The organism is Neobacillus sp. Fa239, from assembly GCF_055395235.1.
Window position 1 is genome coordinate 2,603,337 of sequence record NZ_AP041611.1, and the last position, 18,278, is coordinate 2,621,614.

Consider the following 18,278-nt stretch of genomic DNA (forward strand, 5'->3'; position numbering starts at 1 on the left):
AGAAGATGACAAATGGAAAAGTGTATCTTGTTGGTGCTGGACCGGGAGATCCTAGGCTGATTACGGTTTATGGGATGGAGTGTATCCAGCAGGCGGACGTGATTTTATATGACCGCTTAGTAAATGAGGAACTGCTGAAATATGCAAAGCCGGAGGCAGAGCTTATTTTTTGCGGAAAACTGCCAGGAAGACATCAGATCATTCAAGATCAAATTCACCAGCTGTTAATTGAAAAAGCCAGTCAGGGCAAGACGGTTACCAGATTAAAAGGAGGCGATCCCTGTATTTTCGGCCGTGTCGGTGAAGAAGCGGAAATTCTCGCGGAACATGGGATCCGCTATGAAATGGTGCCTGGTATTACATCTGGTATTGCAGCGCCTGCTTATGCCGGAATCCCTGTGACCCACCGCGATTATGCTTCCTCCTTCGCAATCGTCACTGGCCACAGCCGAACGGAAAAGGATGAGGATCAATTAAATTGGCCAGCCCTCGCTCAAGGAATCGATACGATTGCCTTTTATATGGGAATTGGGAATTTACCCTATATTGTTTCGAGATTAATCGAAAACGGAAAAAGCCCTGATACGAAAGCCGCCATTATCCAATGGGGGACGACAACCAAGCAGAAGACGGTGACCGGAAGTTTAAAGGATATCGAAGCCCGGGCCCTTGAAGCCAGGATTACTCATCCGGCGATTGTTCTTGTGGGCGATGTGGTCGGCCTGCGCGAGAAATTACGGTGGTTTCAAGAAGCAGAAGAAAAGCAAGTAGTAGGAATCGGGAAGGACTAAGATGTCGATTATAGCGGTAATCAAAAATCGAAGAGAAATTTGTTTATCCGTTACCCCGTCCAGAAGTATTAAAAAAGGAGAAAGTGCCGGTTCGGGCATCCTTTAAAGAAAAAACAGTCTGGCTATAACGAGGAGTGTATCATATGGTAAATGTAACAGAAAACAAAGCAAAGCGCGGTCTTACATTAGTTTATACCGGTGATGGAAAAGGGAAAACGACGGCGGCCCTTGGACTTGCTGTCCGTGCCGCCGGACGAGGGAAACGGGTGCTCATGATTCAATTTATCAAATCGCCTGATCGAACGTATGGGGAAAAAATTACGTTCGAGAAATTGGGGATTGAAATGGTACAGACAGGAGTCGGCTTTACCTGGACGAAAACACCGGATGAACATCGGGAAGCCCTTAAAGCAGCTTGGGCGTTTACTAAAGAAAAAGTACAGTTTGGCGGCTATGATGTTGTCATTTTAGATGAACTAAATAATGCGCTCGCGATTGATAAATTCCCGATAGATGATGTCCTTCCGTTAACAGAAGTACTAGAGTTGATTCAGCAGCGCCCTAAGGGGATGCATCTGGTGATTACCGGACGGTCAGCCAAAGAGGAAATCATCGATTGCGCGGATTTAGTAACCGAAATGAAGCCCGTTAAGCATTATTATAATGAAGGAATTCCTGCCGTAAAGGGAATTGAGTTTTAATGGTCTACATTGAAAAATTTGGACATGGCGGCGATTTACTGACGGCCCGACAGTTATTTGGTAAAGATTCTGCTCATCTGTTAGATTTCAGTGCGAATATTAATCCACTCGGTCCTCCACCTAATCTAATCGAGTTGATAAAGGAGCAGCTAGAGTCGATTGTCCATTATCCCGATCCCGTCCATCGTGTTCTCAAACAAAAGCTGGCGGAGAAGCACTCCGTTTCACCAGAACAGATTTTAATTGGAAATGGGGCAGCAGAGTGTATCGCCCTTGCGGTTTTAGGATTACAGCCTGAAACGGTGGGAGTCATCTATCCATGCTTTTCGGAATACGAACAGCTTGCTAAAGCTTATGGGGCAAACATCGAACCATTGTTTGGCAGAGAAGAAAATGATTTTAAGCCGGATCGATTGGAAATTCTTCAATTAATAGCGAATACCGATCTTGTATTTGTTGGACATCCCAACAATCCCACTGGTGTCACCTATTCGAAGGAAGAACTTGTCGAGATGGCAGAACAGGCAGAGAAGACAAATACATATTTGATCATAGACGAGGCATTTATTGATTTTCTCTCGATCGAAACACGAATTACGCTGCTGGAGGATTTGCAACGTTGGAAACAGGTAATCCTAGTTCGCTCGATGACAAAGTTTTATGCGATCCCTGGTCTCCGGCTGGGGTATATGGTGGCCGATCCAACTCTGATTTTAAACCTGCAGACGAAACAAGTAACTTGGAGTGTCAACCAAATGGCCCTATTGGCTGGTGAAGCGGTCCTGAACGAAAAGGTATACGAGGAAGCAACGATTACCCTGATTCAGGAGCAAAGAAGCTATGTCAAACAAGCCATTGAAAAGAATTTAGGGTGGAGGATTTTTCCAGGACAAGCGAATTTTCTGTTAGTTAGGATATCAGCTGACATCACGGCGGCCGAATTACAGTGGCGCATGGGTCATAAAGGAATCTTAATACGCTCCTGTGCCATGTACCCGGGGCTAACGGATCAGGATTTTCGGATTGCGATTCGAACCGAAGAAGAAAATCAATGCTTGATTCAAGCCTTAATTGAAGTAAGCAAAGAGTGGACCCCATTATGATCTAAGCTATGGTGATGGAGTGGAATGACCAAACAAAGTTGTTTACGATATCCAATTAGTGATTAGAGAGAGGAGAGAAAGGTGCAGCCATTTCGAAAGCAGAATCAGTATACATCGAGAATATGGCCGGAAATAACGATAGTGAAAAAAGAGGACCATCTCTTATTTCACTCTCCACGGAGATTGGCTGCCTTCAGTAGTGCCGTTCATGGCGGGGGCTTCCAACGGGTCAGCCATTTTGTCAATTGGCAGGTCCCATTGGATTATGCCTCCAATGACCCCATTCTACTAATGAAACAAAAAATCATCGAATGGGAATACCCGTTGGAACAGACCGCAGGCTTACAAACAGCGGCTAAAATTCATTGTGCCTCTATCCAAGAAGAATATGGTGATGAGTTTCGGATTATCTGCTGTGTCACCGCAGGTGTAGGAAATCGAGAAAGGGCAGGAAGAAAGCGAAAGGCCTATTCAGCGTACCAATGCGGAACGATTAATACCTTTCTGTTTATTGATGGCCGTTTGACAGAGGCTGCGATGATTAACGGAATTATCACCGCAACGGAGGCAAAGGCCGCAGCGATGCAAGATTTAACAATAAAAGTGGATTCTGGAGAGTTTGCGACAGGAACGACCACGGATTCGGTTGTCTTGGCTGCCAGTCAAGCAGACTATCTTCCAACCCATCTTTTCGCCGGTACCGCCACCACGATTGGGAATACGATTGGCTGCCTTGTTTATGAGGCCACATATGAAGCAGTAAGGAATCAGGAGGGCTGAGAATTCGATGTTAGTTCATGCCATTTATATTGTAATTGCTTATCTTATTGATCGAATCATCGGTGACCCCCGTAAGCTGCCACATCCGGTGGTGATCATCGGGAAGTCTATTAGTCTTTTGGAAAAAACGATTCGTTCTTTCATCGTAAAGGAAAGGTATTTGAAACTGACAGGACTCTTATTCCCCATTCTGATTGCTGGGGGCAGCTATTTAATCGTTTCGTTGCTGCTTTACGGTCTCAATCAGCTGAATCATGTACTTGCTGTCTTTGCGGAAATCTGGTTCATTTCAACGACCATCGCGACAAAAGGATTGGCTGATGCAGGGCTAGAAGTATTCCGTCACTTGAAAAATCAGGATGTAAAGGCTGCGCGAAAAAGTTTGGGAATGATTGTCGGAAGAGATACGGAAAACCTTGAAGAAAGTGAAATTTCGCGGGGGGCTGTAGAAACTGTTGCGGAAAACATTGTCGATGCCATCATTTCACCATTATGCTTTGCCCTGATTGGTGGTGCCCCGCTTGCAATGTTGTACCGGGCGGTAAATACGTTAGATTCGATGGTTGGATATAAAAATGAAAAATATCAAAACTTAGGCTGGGCATCGGCCCGACTAGATGATCTATTAAACTATCTGCCTGCCAGGTTAACGGTCGGAATGATATTGATTGCTTGTTCAATCAAACATCTCGATGTGCAAGGCGCTTGGAAAATGATGAAACGCGATGCCAAACTTCATCCGAGTCCCAATAGCGGTTACCCGGAGGCGACAATCGCAGGGGCGCTGCAGGTACAACTTGGAGGAACGAATTATTATTTCGGTAAGGCCTCTGAACGGGCAAAGATGGGTGAACCATTACGGAAGATCGAAGCAGATGATATTTTGTTTACCGTAACGGTTATGAAAACAACCTCCATTATCTGTGTCGTGTTATTTATGGTCCTTTCGATCGTAGTGGAGCTGGGCATGAAGTAGGAGGATAGGAGCCTGAACAATGAAACTAGGAAAAGGAAGCTGCAATGGCACATTTGGAGAATTGGTCCAAGGAATCATGGCAGAGCGCCCGTTTTTAATCACTTTGCCCATCCGTAGTTTACGAAGTGAGGCTAGATTTGTTCCAGACACAGCCGTTTCCCGGATAAGGGTCGTAAATTCCAAAACGAAAGCGAAAAAAGCGGGGGAATTGTTACTCCAACTTTTTGGGATCAGAGGAGGCGGGTATCTCGAAATACACTCCAATATCCCAGAAGGCAAGGGGATGGCCAGCAGTTCGGCGGATATTGTTGCTGCATTAAGAGCAATTGCTGACAGCTATAGTCTTCCGCTCACAAATGAAATGATCTCGATGATTGCCGCAAATGTGGAACCTACCGATGGAGTAATGTATGAGGAAGTCGTGGGTTATGACTATATTCACGGTCAGCTGATTGAAAGCTTTGGGGTCTTACCCTCATTCATCCTTGTTGGTTTCGACCTTGGGGGAATGATCAACACAATTGAATTTAATGAAGTTCCCAAAGAGTACAGTCAGAACGATCAACAAGAATTTATGAAAGCTTTTGAACTTGTTAAAAAAGGGTTTAAGGAAAAAAATTTAACATTGATTGGGGAGGCAGCAACCCTCAGTGCACGGGTGAATCAAAAAATATTGTCAAAGCCTGCTTTTCCGCTATTAGATCAGCTGGCCCATCGCTATCAGGGAGGAATCGTTGTCGCCCACAGTGGAACGGTCGCGGGTATTTTACTAGATGGAAATCTTCCAAACAGTGAATTGGTGGTTTCACACATAATAAGGGAAATGTCACTTGCTTACAAGGGTGTTCCGATAAATTTATTTCATTATGAAAGTAAGGAATAGAAAATGATTTGAAAGATTCACAAAGATTGATTTCAAAAGGGGGGTTAGCTTACGACATATGCAGAGGGATTAGCGATGGGCTGGGTAAGTTTTTATAAGAAAAATGATGTCAGGGATATCTTGCAGATTCCTCCTCATATTGATCCAGTCGCCTTAATTTCGATTGGATACACCAATGAATATCCATCCTCCCCCATTCTAGAGCAAGCGAATTGGGAGAAAAGAAGAACACTTCGGAATCTAATATTTTTTGAGGAATGGGGAAATCAGGAAAAAGTCGACAGAAGATAAAAATTTTAAAGCTAGAGGAATTAAGGGAAAGTTCCTGCCAAAGATGTTGAAAAAACGATGAATCCCTTGATTGATTTTTTATGGTGGAACTGTTTATAAAGGGGAGGAATTTTTAAATGGAAACTGTATCACTTTTTTTCCTTGTTTTTGTATTGGGGCTTCGACATGGGTTGGATGCGGATCATCTTGCCTTTATTGATGGACAAACCCGTTATAATTGGCGAATGGACAGTTCGTTTGCACGTTGGGTGGGTACATTATTCTCATTGGGTCACGGAGGGATGGTAGCTGTAACAGCTGGTATTTTAGGAATGGTTATAGATAATTTTTCATTTCCAGCTTTTTTTGACAATATTGCATCATGGGTTTCGATTATTTCTTTATTCCTTATTGGTACGTTAAATACATATAATCTGTTACGCACTAGAAACAATCACGAAGAGTTTCAACTGAGCGGACTAAAGGGAAAGTTTATTCCAAAAATTGCAAAGGGAACAACAAATCCTTTTCTAATTATTTTAGTTGGGGCTTTGTTTGCCTTGGCAGCCGAGACGGTAAGTCAAACCGCTGTCTGGTCTTTGGCGGCAGGAAATGCAGGTAAATATACTCCTTTAATTTTAGGGCTAGTTTTTATGTTTGGCATGATGATTACAGATACAATTGATTCGTTGATTGTCTATAAGATGGTGAACCAGTCAAGTAAAATCGGTCAAGCTGCATCAAGACTAATGGGTTGGGTGATTGTCGTCTTGGCATACGGAGTTTCCTTCTATCTGGCATTTACTTTCTTTAACCCTTGGGCAGAACTAGATTTCGAAATCGTGGGAGTCATTCTTTTCATTTTCTTAGTCGCTTCATTTATCTTTATAAGTTTTTACTCTAAGAGACAAAATTACGAAATAGATACAACGAATTAACTAAAAAAGCTCTGACAATTTTATAGTGTCAGAGCTCTCTTATCCTCTATAATCGTCCAGGTAAAATATGATACTACAATCTTTTTTTGCTTTTATAGTTCCACAATCAATATATGAGAATTAGACAAGTATTTCCAACCATATAATATTGTGAACGGTTCCATCACTTTATGTAAGGAGGGAGTCTATGTTAACCGCATCTCATTGGATTTTTTTGATTGTGGTAATTTTGGTTATTATAGGGATGGCAATGCGGAGAGGTGTCATACCGCTTTGTATTTTGGGTACCTTTCTTATGGGCTGGGTGTTCACTGGAGATTTCGTAAAAGGAATTCAGGTTGTGTATAACGCCAATTTATCAAGTGCGCAAGAATTGTTAGGGATTATCATTATTATCGGACTCATGATTGCATTGCTGAAACTGCTTGAACAAATTGGAGCCGACCAGCTCTTGTTAAAACCATTTCGACATTTATTTAAAGGCCCAGGAAGTGCCTTTTGGGGAACGGGTTTGATAAAAGGGATCATCTCAGCTTTTGTCTGGCCAACACCAGCCACCATGATGGTTGGACCCATGATGATTCCCATTGCTCTACGTACTGGATTGCCGATCATTGGTGTCGCCATGACGATGAACCTTTTCGGACACGGAATCGCGTTATCAGGAGATTTCATCATTCAAGGTGCTCCGAAGCTCACAAGCTCCGCAGCTGGAGTGGGGATTATGGATCTGATTAAAGCAAGTATCCCTTTGGTAATCGTTACTGGATTAGTTAGTCTTATTCTTTCTTATTGGTTTTTACGGCGAGATATGAAGAGCGGATTGATAGTAAATGATCAATTAGTGGAAGAAAAAATTCAGACCGAGTTTAGTTTTGCCTCTAAGTTTGCGGCTATTGTCGTTCCTCTTGCTTTCCTTATTTCCATTATTCTAACCATTACCTTATCCCTTAAGGGAGGAGATGCAACTGCCCTCATTGGTGGGGTAAGCTTACTCCTCTTCACCATTATTGCCCTCATCGAACATGGTAGAAAAGCCTATGTAGTCGTAATGAAGAATATCCAGGAAGGTTTCATTTTCTCCATCAAAATTTTCGCTCCTGTTATTCCTATAGCTGGATTTTTCTTTATGGGATCACCTGATGTTTCACCACAGATTCTAGGGAAAGGTGCCCCAGGTTATTTGTTTGATCTTGGAAATGCACTAGCACACCATGTTCCTTTATCAGCTATCCCTGTTGCCATTATTGTTGTTTTAGTAGGAATTATTGCTGGCCTTGATGGATCAGGATTCTCTGGTCTCGTTTTGGTAGGGACTTTAGCTCAAGCACTCGGCCATCCTATCGGAGCGAATGTTGCCGTACTGGCTGCATTGGGTCAAATGGGCTCTGTTTGGAGCGGTGGTGGAACTCTTGTTCCGTGGGGAGTTCTGGATATTGCCGGTGTAACGGGAGTTGATCCAGAGGCACTGACGAGGCGGAATTTCCTCCCTGTTATCATTGGTTTAGCTGCTGCAACGATTGTGGCAATTATCATGATGTAAGGATGAAATGAAGAGACCCAAAAGGTCAGTACAAAAATAAGTACCCATTGCTGAAGTGGGCTCTACGCAATTTATATATCCATTAGTAGTACCAATTGGTACAATGCTACAGATGTTCGTGCATCTGTAGCTCTTTCTTTTTTTGTCCTGAAAAGACCTCCCCGCGGAAATGATGCTCTTTTCTTTCTAATATAATGTTATTTTTGGAGTGAATTTAATGACCGAAATTGATGCGAAATACTGGTTTTTATCACAAAACTCCCCATCAAAAGAACACGGTAGCCGAAAAAGGCTGCTATTATTGTTGATTTTTCCCTTTTGACTTCCAGCAAAAAAAACAGAATGATACACAAACGACAAATGATTTTCTAATGTTAAGGAAAGATAACGTTATTGAATTGTTTGTTAAAATTCAATGAAATCGACAAAGATTTTACAATCCCTAATTTATAATGAAGTTCAGCAAATCTAATGTTAGGAAAGATTTTCCGAAATTGTTAACGGAAGTTATATTGAAAGGTGGGATTCCATGACAGAAAATGTATCCTTTGGGTCTCTCGTGATTGTGATAATTGCAGCTTTATTAACACCGATTCTTCTCCAAAAACTTCGACTTAAAATGATTCCAGTCGTGGTTGCTGAAATACTCGTTGGACTTGTCATTGGAAAGAGCGGGTTTAATTGGATCCATCCAGGTTCTTTAATTTCAACATTGTCCAGTTTAGGTTTAATTTTTCTTATGTTTCTTAGTGGCGTTGAAATTGACTTTACCGTTTTTACAAATACAAAGAGAAGTCAATTACCAAACGGACGATTAGAACCCAACAGAGTTTTGATTTCTAGCCTAATTTTTGGGCTGATTCTTATTTTTTCTTACATATTGTCATGGGCGTTATATCTAGGACATTTTACAGGTGACGTATTTTTTATGACGCTTGTCATTTCAACCATCTCGCTAGGGGTTGTAATGCCGACGCTAAAGGAATCACGAATTGTAAAAACGAGTATTGGTCAGATTATCTTGTTAATTACCGTCATATCTGATTTATTGACGATGATTTTACTAGCCGTATTGGTTTCCCTTAAAAAAGGTGGAGGAAATCTATGGTTAATCATCATTTTGTTTGCTGCAGGGCTTGTCCTATATTTAATAGGTCGTTTTTTTAGGAATCGTACTTTTTTTGAAAGCTTGACAACAAGTACCATTCAAATCGGAACTCGGAGTGTGTTTGCCTTAATCATTTTATTGGTTGGTCTTTCTCAGCAAATTGGGGTACAAAATATTTTGGGGGCCTTTATAGCAGGGGTTTTGGTATCATTATTAGCTCCAAACAAAGAACTTGTTAGGCAGTTAGATTCATTTGGTTATGGTTTTTTAATTCCAATCTTTTTTGTCATGGTAGGGGTTGATCTTAATATTTGGCCACTGCTTACAAATAAAAGTGTTTTAATTTTAATACCGTTATTACTTGTAAGCCTCCTGTTATCCAAATTAATCCCTATTCTCGTTTTAAAGAAGTGGTATGATTGGCCAACTGTTTTAGGTTCGGGATTTTTAATTACTTCCACTTTATCTCTAGTTGTAGCAGCAGCAAAAGTTGGAGAACAAATTCATATTATCACTTCCCAAATGTCTTCAGCCCTCATTTTATTGGCGATTGTCACATGTTTAATTACTCCAGCCCTTTTTAAACGGATTTTTCCTTTCCATAAGGTGACGATTTCGAAAAAGAAGGTTGTCTTTTTAGGGGCTAATTCACTCACGATTCCACTCGCCAGTGAACTTGACTTTAATCGTTTTGATGTCATCGTTTATCATCAAAATAATGAAGAAATGAGCGATCATTCGCATGTGAATTTTGAATTAAGAAAGATAACAGAGTACTCTTTAAAATCCCTGAATGAACAAGATCTCTTTGCCTCAGATATATTAGTAGCAGCTACGGCGAATGAAAAAGATAATGTTAAAATTGCTGAAATGGCAGGGAATCAAGATGTGAAGCATATTGTAGCTCGTGTGGAAACACCTAAATATAGTGAATTTTTAAGAGAAAGAGGAATCCATGTTGTTTCTTCATTCTTTTCTACAAAAGCAATGATGCGTGCCATGATTGAATCTCCAGATGTAGCGATGTTGTTTACGACAGAAGAAAAAGGCCTGTACCAAATTGAATTCAATAATTCAAAATACCATCATGAAATGTTACGTACTCTTCCGATTTTGGGAGACGCGATTGTCGTTCGGATTATTCGAGGTCAAGAGTCGATTGTGCCGCATGGAAATACCCAATTATTCCTTGGTGATCACCTTATTGTGACAGGTAGTGCATCTTCCGTACAAAAATTAAGAGAAGAACTTAACGTAGACAAGGGTTTATATTAATGAAAAGAAAGCCTAATTTCTCACTCAACATCGAGAAATTGGGCTTTTTTTTACCTGCAATAATGCAACTAGTTTATAATAGAATGTATCCGAAAAGGGATTAGGGATCAATGCATGAAACTATGAAGATTTAAGTAGGTGAGTACAATCGATGCTATTGAAACACGGGTGAGAGGTTTTATTGGAGATATTCAACACCCTAAACAAAAAAAGAAAATACATATGAACGATTTAGAATTTCAGTTGCGAAAGCTAATGGATGATTATTTTGAAATGGACGGTTATTCGTTGTTTTATCGTGCGATAGAAACTTTGCAAGCTGAAGGAATACTTATTCCTATTCAAAATAATCAATACAATGGTAAAACACCAGCACTTCCATTATATTGCTGGGTAAATGCAAAAGGTCAAGCAGCCAAATGGGATCGTCTTGAGATGATGAAAATAATGGATCGGTTTGATTTTTCCTACTACGAACGGCATCCCGAATGGCAAACGAAAGACGAGTGGAAGCGAATCCAGAATGTTTATACGTTTCTAAAGTCCAGTCAGGAACGGGAAATCGTGTCATTAGAAGAAAGAAGCCTAGAGCTCTTTGGTCACGAAAAATTCTTAATGGATAGTGATAGCTTTCCTGATGGAAAAGGCTTTTTAGCTAGAATTGGAATATCTGAAGACCAACTTAAAATGGTGAACTATGGGGAGCCTTTTGTATTTTGGATGAAACAAGGGAAAGAAATGAAAGATATTCAGAGAGTACTAATCGTTGAAAATCTATCTTTCTTTCATACTTCCATTAAATTATTGGAAGCGAATAAACTCGATTATGCACCTGAACTAATCATTTATGGTGAAGGGACCAAAATTGAACGGAGCTTTGCCTTTTTCTTTCGAATGTTTCCCAAAACCTCCTATCTTTTCTACTACGCAGGAGATCTTGATGCTGCAGTATACGGGATCCTTATTCGGCTGATCGAAAAATACCCGGATTGCTGTATTCAGCCTGCCTTGAAAATTTATCGCAAAATGCTTGAATGTATAGAGAAAAGGAATGACCAGAAAATCGGTCAAACCCAAAACCTTAAATACCGGGATCCATTTTTTCAATGGTTTACAGAAGAGGAACAAGAGCTATTAATGCAATTATGGAAGGAAAATAAGCGGATTCCACAAGAAGTACTAACAATCGAAACATGGAGGAGATGGATGTGAACGAATCATGGGAAGGTTTCGGCAAGCGTTTGCAACGATTGAATCCACTTTTCGAGCTTGGTAGAGGAATGGAAGTAGGCGAGTTGAAGCCTCATATCCAAACGATTCTCATGCAAGTGCTCCTTACCATCTTTTATCGAGAATTAAATGATGATGATCATCGGCGGAAATCAGATATCAAGTTTATGGTAGAGGATTCCATAAAGCAAATGAAGCTTTTAGCAGACGAAAAACAAATTGATCGGATTACAAGCGGTCTTTTATTTCAGGGAAAAGAAGAGTATAGTAAACCGTTTGAAGCCTTATATTACGATGAAATAAGACAATCCTGGGAAACGCAAACATTTCGATATGTCACGATGGATGAAATCTATACGAATCTAGAGCTTGGCGGAACCATTGTTTATAAACTCACAGATGTTTCTCAAGAAATGATTTTTATGAGCAGGGAAATGGCGGAGGAATTCTCCATAACGATAGAGCAACTCTATAGTATGCAGCTGATTAAAAACGGTAATTTTAGAAAAGCTACTCGTAACCTCGATCACCTCATTTCACGCGTAAACCGCTTAATGGCTAAAGAATTCACTTTCCAAAAGGAAATGATGAATAATCCCAAAATCTTATTAATGGAAGAAGAATGGCAAAGGGCCGACAATCGTGTTGAAATTGAAAAGCAATTTGAAGAAGAAAAAAATCACTTCCGGACCATTACTAGGATGATAGAAAAAACGAAACGTAGAAACGAAGAGGATGACTTTATTCAGAAAGAATTGATTCTACTACAAGAAAAAATTGGACATACAAGGCAGCTGCATGACCGTTTTGCCAAACTAGTCATTCAGAATATCTCCTATGAGATGAAATTAAAAGCAGAAAATCCTTCCTTGTTTTGGGAAACAAGCCTGGTTTCCTTTCGAGAACATATTTATGAAAATAGGCTCTTGAAGGAAGGAGTTCAAAGTTTCGAGGCGATCGAAAGAGTCCTTTCTCCCTTATTTTCACCGAAGAATGAATTTATCTTGCCGCTTGATTGGATTTGGGGAGAACAAGAATTTGATGAAAAACAACGAACGGATGTTGTCATCGAAGAGGAGGCAGAAGTAAGCATTACTCGTCTGCGAGTGACGGACTGGGGGTCTGTTATTAAGGCATGGAGTTATGTTTTTCAACATTTACAAACATACGGAGAGTTTTCATTATCTGATTTATCAACACTGCCATTGGAAGTGCAGGATTTATGGTTTGAAGAATCTGAAACGATTGATTTATGGATGATGCTTGATAAAAAACCGCTAAGGGTTCAAGTGATGCATCGGAAGGAAGAAACATTAAGTGATGAGAGGGAAATTCTTCTTTATAAACTAATGCAGGAATACCCACAACTTCAAGTGTTTGAAGGGTTGAAGATCTATACCATGTTCGATCATCGAGCAGAGCCATTCCTATGGTATCAAACGAAAATTACACCCTTTAAGATATGTGTCCAGGAGGAATAAAGGATGAATGCAGAATCAATCAAAAAAGCTTCAGCTGTCTATTTTACTTTATTAAAAGATAAAGTCATTGACGAAAACAGCGAGCACTTTCAAACGTACTTTGTTCCGGAAGTAAGACAGACCGTTCTCTTATTAGCAGATGAATCAGGTACATATATCATTGAATCGCCTAAACGGATCCACTTAATTGTCCAGCCCACCGGATCCGTCTTTGCGACGAATTTTTCACATTTGAAAGAGAAGCACAAGCAAGTTGAAACGAAAAAACACTTTCATCTTATTAGCGTTGTCATTATGTCTTTCTTAGCAGACATTGACCGCAACCAGGCTGCAAAAATCCGCACGAAGCGGGAAGGAATTAGCTACTACGCATTAGAGCGTCAAGTCAACGACCTCATGATGAATTGGGATCGTATTCTAAAAGAAAAACCTACATTCGGAGAAGAAGAACGAATCGATATGAAGGAAGTTGTGACAACATGGAAATACATGGAGGTCGACACGGATGATTATGGTGTTAAAAAAATTAATAGACGAACCAGAATTGGTTTAATCGCCAGCGCTATGCGCCTATTAGAGACGGAGGGGCTGATCGTCATTCTGGATCGAGATGATATTCCAAAGGTGATACCTAGGAATGAGCTTTTTGAGCGTATTGAATACCTTTATCACGATTATGACCGATATGAATTACTTAAAAAATTAATGACGACAGAGGAGAATCAGCATGCCGAAAATCCATCGTATTAGAATTGTTGGCCTGAAGTATGATGGCATGCAAAAGCAATACAAAGACACCACTTTTAACTTCCATAATGAAAAGACATCAACAAATGGTCTCATTGCGATGATGAATGGCGGAGGGAAAGGTGTATTCTTGCAAACCATTTTCCAAATCCTTAAACCTGGCACCTCATGGGGTAAACAAAACAATCGTTATTATCAGCAGTTCTTTTTTAATAATAAAGAGCAATTTATTCCGTATACCTTTCATGTTCTCATTCAATGGGAATTGGATGGTTCTGACCGCAGGCATCTGGTAACGGGAGGAATGTTTTCAGCCGAACAGCGGATTTCGATGAGTGAAGAAAGTGGAATGGAAAACAAAACGTTAGAACAAGAAGCGAAGATCCTCCCTATTATTACCTTTTATACTAGAGAATTTGAACGAAAAGAAGAGGTATCGCTGGAGCATATTCCACTCTATGAAAATGATGAGGTTGCTGACACGGAAAGCTTGAAGGACTATTTAAAATGGAATGGATATGACGTATACCGTGATACGAAAAGGCACTATCGCATTCTTGATACATATGGAATTAACCGTAAAGACTGGGATATTATGAAGGACATTAATAAGGATGAAGGCGGCGTTGGGAAATTCTTTGAGGGAGCGGAGGATGATCATTCTCTATTCCAAAAACGGATCATTCCTACTGTTAGCCAAGTCTTGCATCGGACGGATCATCAAAAGAACGATCTTGTGGAGATTTTCAAGAGTCAGGCAAGTATTGCGAAGGATTTGCCTGTTCTCTTAAAAAGAGAGCAAGCCCATAAGGAATTTTTAGAAGACATTGTCCCTTTTGAAGAGAATCTAGCAAAAGGTGTAAAGCATAAAGAAATTGTTAATGACAGTATAAAGATAGGAAGACAACTCCTTGGAGCTTTAGAGCATTTGAAGCAATTGGAAGTGGAATTGCGGCTTACTTTCGAAAAAGACATTGAAAAATTAACGATCACGCAAGCGGATTTACGCTTTCAAAAAGACAACTTAGACTACGCCAAGGCTCATAGAGAGGTACTAAATTGGGAGAAGAAATTAGTTGAAGAAAGGAATAAGCATGCATCCTTTCAAGCAATCGTCCAGGAGAAACAAGAAAGAAAAGAGAAGCTAGCTTTTCAGGCTTTATTGAAAGAGTGGTATGAAAACGAACAAAGGATTCGCGCTCTTGCACAGCAAATCGCGACATTAGAACAAAATAGCGGCTTAGAGCAAGTGAATCAAAGAATGGATGAGATCAAAAAAGAAGCTAAAAGGCAATGGGAGCATTCCTATCTATGCATACAAGAAGCTGTAAAGCAGTATTTGGGATATCAAATGTTTTTAAAGAAAAAAGGAAACGAACTGTCGCAACTGGATAAACAAAAAACAAAAGAAATAGCTCAGCTTAGTACTGAAATTGATTTTTTATATACACAAAACCATACATTTGAGTCGAAGGAAGAAGCACTCATCAAAGAGTTTGGCGACCGCATTACCTATGACTTAAAGGGCTTTACCCAGTTTCTTTCTAAACAAATGGATGACAAAAAGGCTTTGGTAGAAGATCTACAAGCAAAAGAGAAAGAATCTAGTGGACGGCAAAATCAACTTGCTACTTCACATGGTACGCTCAGTCAATCGATTCAGTTTTCAGAAGAAAAATGTGAAGAGTTAAAGGCTGCAATGGAAGAGCAAAAGCCAAAAGAAACAAAACTATTAGATAAGCTCCATGGGATATTAGCTGATGTCACTGTACCGTTCACACATGCGCTTCTATCGAAATATGTCTTACAGATTGAAGAGATCTTAGTAAAAAATAGAGAACAAGGTGAACAAATTAAAAAAGACCTTTGGGTCATACAACTGGATCATTCCTTAAATGATGAGCCCTTCTGGATTCCTAATAAAGATGTGAAAGAATTAAAAGAATGGATCGATGAAAAGACGGGCATTGATGTGTTTTATGGAACTCAATTTCTCCAATCCTTACGTGCAGAGGAAATGGCGACCCATCTTAAGGCAAATCCACTTCTTCCATATGGGGTGGTCGTAAGTGGGCAGCAATGGCAAAAAATTAATCAGCAGGTTCTTTCAGGAAGAATGTTTAAAAGTCCTGTTCCGATTTTCATCCGTAAGGAAATGAACAGCGAAAATCAATCGCAGAGCTTTGTGATCATTGGCGGAACGGAGAAAGAACTATTAAGGGATAAAAATCTATTTACTAACTGGAAAATAAAGATTGCTAAGCAAATAGAAGAAAAGAAAGATACTCTTATTGAAATGGATAAAACAGAAACTTCCTTACGCCTTATTTTAAAAGAAATGGATCGATTGATATCAAGTGAGCTTTGTATGGATCTCGAGAAAGCTTTGATTCTGGAAGAGAACTCTCTTCTTTCTAAGAAAACCGAATTACAAGAAATCACCACACAACAGGAAAAAGAGAAAGAATGGCAGCTTCAGCTTAAAGAGCAGCGGCAAAAGGCCATTCGAAAAATAGAAAAGCTTAAAAGAGATGTGGAAACCTTAGAGGATTTTGATCAAGGAAAAACACTTCATCTAGAGAATAAACGGGTGAAACTTGAAAAAGAGAAACAAAAGGAAGCCCTGATCAATAAACAGGTCGAAATCGATAAAGAACACAAAAATATAGTTGAACGACAAAACCAATGGAATCAAACCTATTTAGAATGGAAGCTTTCAAACGAACAAAATATTAAGGAGATCGCCGTCTTTATTGAAACAGCGGCATTTCCTACTGATGCAAAAGCAGAGAACTGTGATGAAGTCCCACGTTTATCACCACATTTATTAGAAGAGATAAATGGGAGCATCATAGAGTTAGTACAGCTTCAAAAATCAAAAGAAGAACAGGCTAGAGAATTACTGGTTATTCAAGCAAGAATAGAAACAGAACAAATACAGCAAAAGAAATTAGAGAAAAAACTTAATACGCATAACCACGAATGGAATAAAGCTCCTGAACCGGATGAACCCATTAGTATATTGGAAAATATGCTGCAAACCGCACAGAAGGAAGCAAAAGCCGCGGAAAAAGAAGAACGGGAACAAGGAACGGCTGTAACCGTGGCAGAAACGTCCCTAAAGCATGCGAACGCACAACGTGACAAGTCAGGTAAAAAAGCTGCAAAGCATGAAAAACAACCTGAAGAATGGGAAGACCTTGACTTAGAAGTAAAGGAAGTCGAAATAAAAGACCAAACGAAAAAAACGTTAGAGGAAGTAAAGCAGACGGAAAAGCGCCAAAAAGAATCAGAAGCGAACATTGCGAGTTTCGAAGGGGATTTGTTAACACTATCCGTGATCCTGAAGGAGGAAGCGGCCGCATTTACGGATACGGATGTTGAAAAAATTAAGAGTCAAGGAAAAGCCTGTATTTTATCCTGGTGTGAAGAGCATCAAGCCATACAGGAAGAGGGTCAAGAGAAACAGGCAAAAATCGAACAATCCTTGCGTAATTTAAAGCTAACAGTTGAAGGAAAAGAGTGGGAGATTCGTTTTAAAAATGAAGTATTAACCACATTAGATCATATGGATACGAGGCATTATTCGCATATTCAAAGCATCGTTCAAAATATGAAGCGTTTTTCTCAAAGTGGATTGGAACAATTAGAACGTGACAAGGAAAGGGCAGAAAGGGCTCAAAATTTCTGGGCAAGCCGTGCCAGCATGAAGGTCATGAGCATTTCAGAGGCGATTCGTTCCATGATTGCCAAAATGAAGCTGAAAAATGAACGAGGAACCTTTCCACTCGTCCAGCTAAAAGAAGACATTTTGCCTAAAAAGGCTGAAGATATCGAGCCATTGCTGAAGCAGCATTTTGTCGCTGCCATTAACAAAATTACCAAACAATTTGATGTGATTGATAGTAATAATCAAGCTGTAGACCAAGAAATAAAACAACTCATTAGTGATGAGCAAATTTTGTTTGTATCACTACGAAATCGGTATCCTGAGCTGCTCGTTTATAATATGCGAACGGATAATGCCTTTATGTACGGGAAACCGCAAAGAGAGCATTATTCAACCTGGCAGACTATTAATCAAGGTTCAAAGACGAAATCCGATGGCAGTGGAGGTCAAAAGCTATCAGCCAGAATGGTCATGATGATGATGTTATTATCAGTTAAAAACGAAACCGATCAAAGCTGGGTTCCTTTAGTTTGTGATAATCCATTCGGACAAGCTGCGTCGGCACATGTCCTTGACCCAATTTTCTCAGTTGCCGAAAAACTGAAGTTCCAATTCATCGTCGTCACTCCGCCCGAACTAGTGAAAACGGAAATCAGCCAAAGATTTGATGCCTATTATAAATTGGACTTCATTCGCGAAAATGGAAAAGAAATTGTTTCGGACACCATTGTTCCAGCCTTTCGAATTTACCAGAGAGCTGAAGCAGCTCAATAAGAAAAACA

At 40.0% G+C, this 18,278-nt stretch carries 13 protein-coding genes and 1 pseudogene; all 14 read left to right on the forward strand.

The window, feature by feature from the left end; translation table 11 throughout:
* The first annotated feature begins 5 nt into the window (after nt 1-5).
* Nucleotides 6-791 carry a uroporphyrinogen-III C-methyltransferase gene (cobA, locus tag ACZ5XR_RS12505; protein WP_464501959.1) on the forward strand — a complete coding sequence of 262 codons (786 nt, stop codon included), beginning with the start codon at nt 6-8 and terminating at the stop codon, nt 789-791.
* Between the two features lie 143 nt (nt 792-934).
* Nucleotides 935-1,492, forward strand: coding sequence for a cob(I)yrinic acid a,c-diamide adenosyltransferase (gene cobO, locus ACZ5XR_RS12510; RefSeq protein ID WP_464501960.1), 558 nt, complete (start codon nt 935-937; stop codon nt 1,490-1,492).
* Nucleotides 1,492-2,595 carry a threonine-phosphate decarboxylase CobD gene (cobD, locus tag ACZ5XR_RS12515; RefSeq protein WP_464501961.1) on the forward strand — a complete coding sequence of 368 codons (1,104 nt, stop codon included), beginning with the start codon at nt 1,492-1,494 and terminating at the stop codon, nt 2,593-2,595. The genes cobO and cobD overlap by 1 nt, the downstream gene beginning before the upstream one ends.
* Before the next feature lie 81 nt (nt 2,596-2,676).
* A complete protein-coding gene (locus ACZ5XR_RS12520; RefSeq protein ID WP_464501962.1) occupies nt 2,677-3,375 on the forward strand; it encodes an adenosylcobinamide amidohydrolase in 699 nt (232 codons plus the stop codon).
* A gap of 7 nt (nt 3,376-3,382) precedes the next feature.
* Nucleotides 3,383-4,351, forward strand: a complete 969-nt coding sequence (cbiB, locus tag ACZ5XR_RS12525; protein ID WP_464501963.1) for an adenosylcobinamide-phosphate synthase CbiB — start codon at nt 3,383-3,385, stop codon at nt 4,349-4,351.
* Nucleotides 4,352-4,370: 19 nt separating this feature from the next.
* Nucleotides 4,371-5,234 carry a GHMP family kinase ATP-binding protein gene (locus tag ACZ5XR_RS12530; protein ID WP_464501964.1) on the forward strand — a complete coding sequence of 288 codons (864 nt, stop codon included), beginning with the start codon at nt 4,371-4,373 and terminating at the stop codon, nt 5,232-5,234.
* A gap of 48 nt (nt 5,235-5,282) precedes the next feature.
* Nucleotides 5,283-5,525, forward strand: a pseudogene (locus ACZ5XR_RS12535) (5,6-dimethylbenzimidazole synthase); the annotation flags it as partial.
* A 116-nt stretch (nt 5,526-5,641) separates the two neighbouring features.
* Nucleotides 5,642-6,442: a HoxN/HupN/NixA family nickel/cobalt transporter gene (locus ACZ5XR_RS12540; RefSeq protein WP_464501965.1), complete on the forward strand. Its 801-nt coding sequence runs from the start codon at nt 5,642-5,644 to the stop codon at nt 6,440-6,442.
* A gap of 187 nt (nt 6,443-6,629) precedes the next feature.
* Nucleotides 6,630-7,985, forward strand: coding sequence for a hypothetical protein (locus ACZ5XR_RS12545; protein ID WP_464501966.1), 1,356 nt, complete (start codon nt 6,630-6,632; stop codon nt 7,983-7,985).
* 529 nt (nt 7,986-8,514) lie between these two features.
* A complete protein-coding gene (locus ACZ5XR_RS12550; protein WP_464501967.1) occupies nt 8,515-10,368 on the forward strand; it encodes a monovalent cation:proton antiporter family protein in 1,854 nt (617 codons plus the stop codon).
* Between the two features lie 138 nt (nt 10,369-10,506).
* Entirely contained in the window at nt 10,507-11,580 is a 1,074-nt protein-coding gene (locus tag ACZ5XR_RS12555) for a Wadjet anti-phage system protein JetD domain-containing protein (RefSeq protein ID WP_464501968.1), read from the forward strand.
* The gene (locus ACZ5XR_RS12560) at nt 11,571-13,079 is read left to right on the forward strand and encodes a hypothetical protein (protein ID WP_464501969.1); all 1,509 of its coding nucleotides are present in this window, start codon (nt 11,571-11,573) and stop codon (nt 13,077-13,079) included. Before ACZ5XR_RS12555 ends, ACZ5XR_RS12560 begins: the two co-directional genes overlap by 10 nt.
* Before the next feature lie 3 nt (nt 13,080-13,082).
* Nucleotides 13,083-13,829 carry a DUF6063 family protein gene (locus ACZ5XR_RS12565; RefSeq protein ID WP_464501970.1) on the forward strand — a complete coding sequence of 249 codons (747 nt, stop codon included), beginning with the start codon at nt 13,083-13,085 and terminating at the stop codon, nt 13,827-13,829.
* Nucleotides 13,807-18,270 carry an AAA family ATPase gene (locus ACZ5XR_RS12570; protein WP_464501971.1) on the forward strand — a complete coding sequence of 1,488 codons (4,464 nt, stop codon included), beginning with the start codon at nt 13,807-13,809 and terminating at the stop codon, nt 18,268-18,270. Before ACZ5XR_RS12565 ends, ACZ5XR_RS12570 begins: the two co-directional genes overlap by 23 nt.
* Nucleotides 18,271-18,278 lie beyond the last annotated feature (8 nt).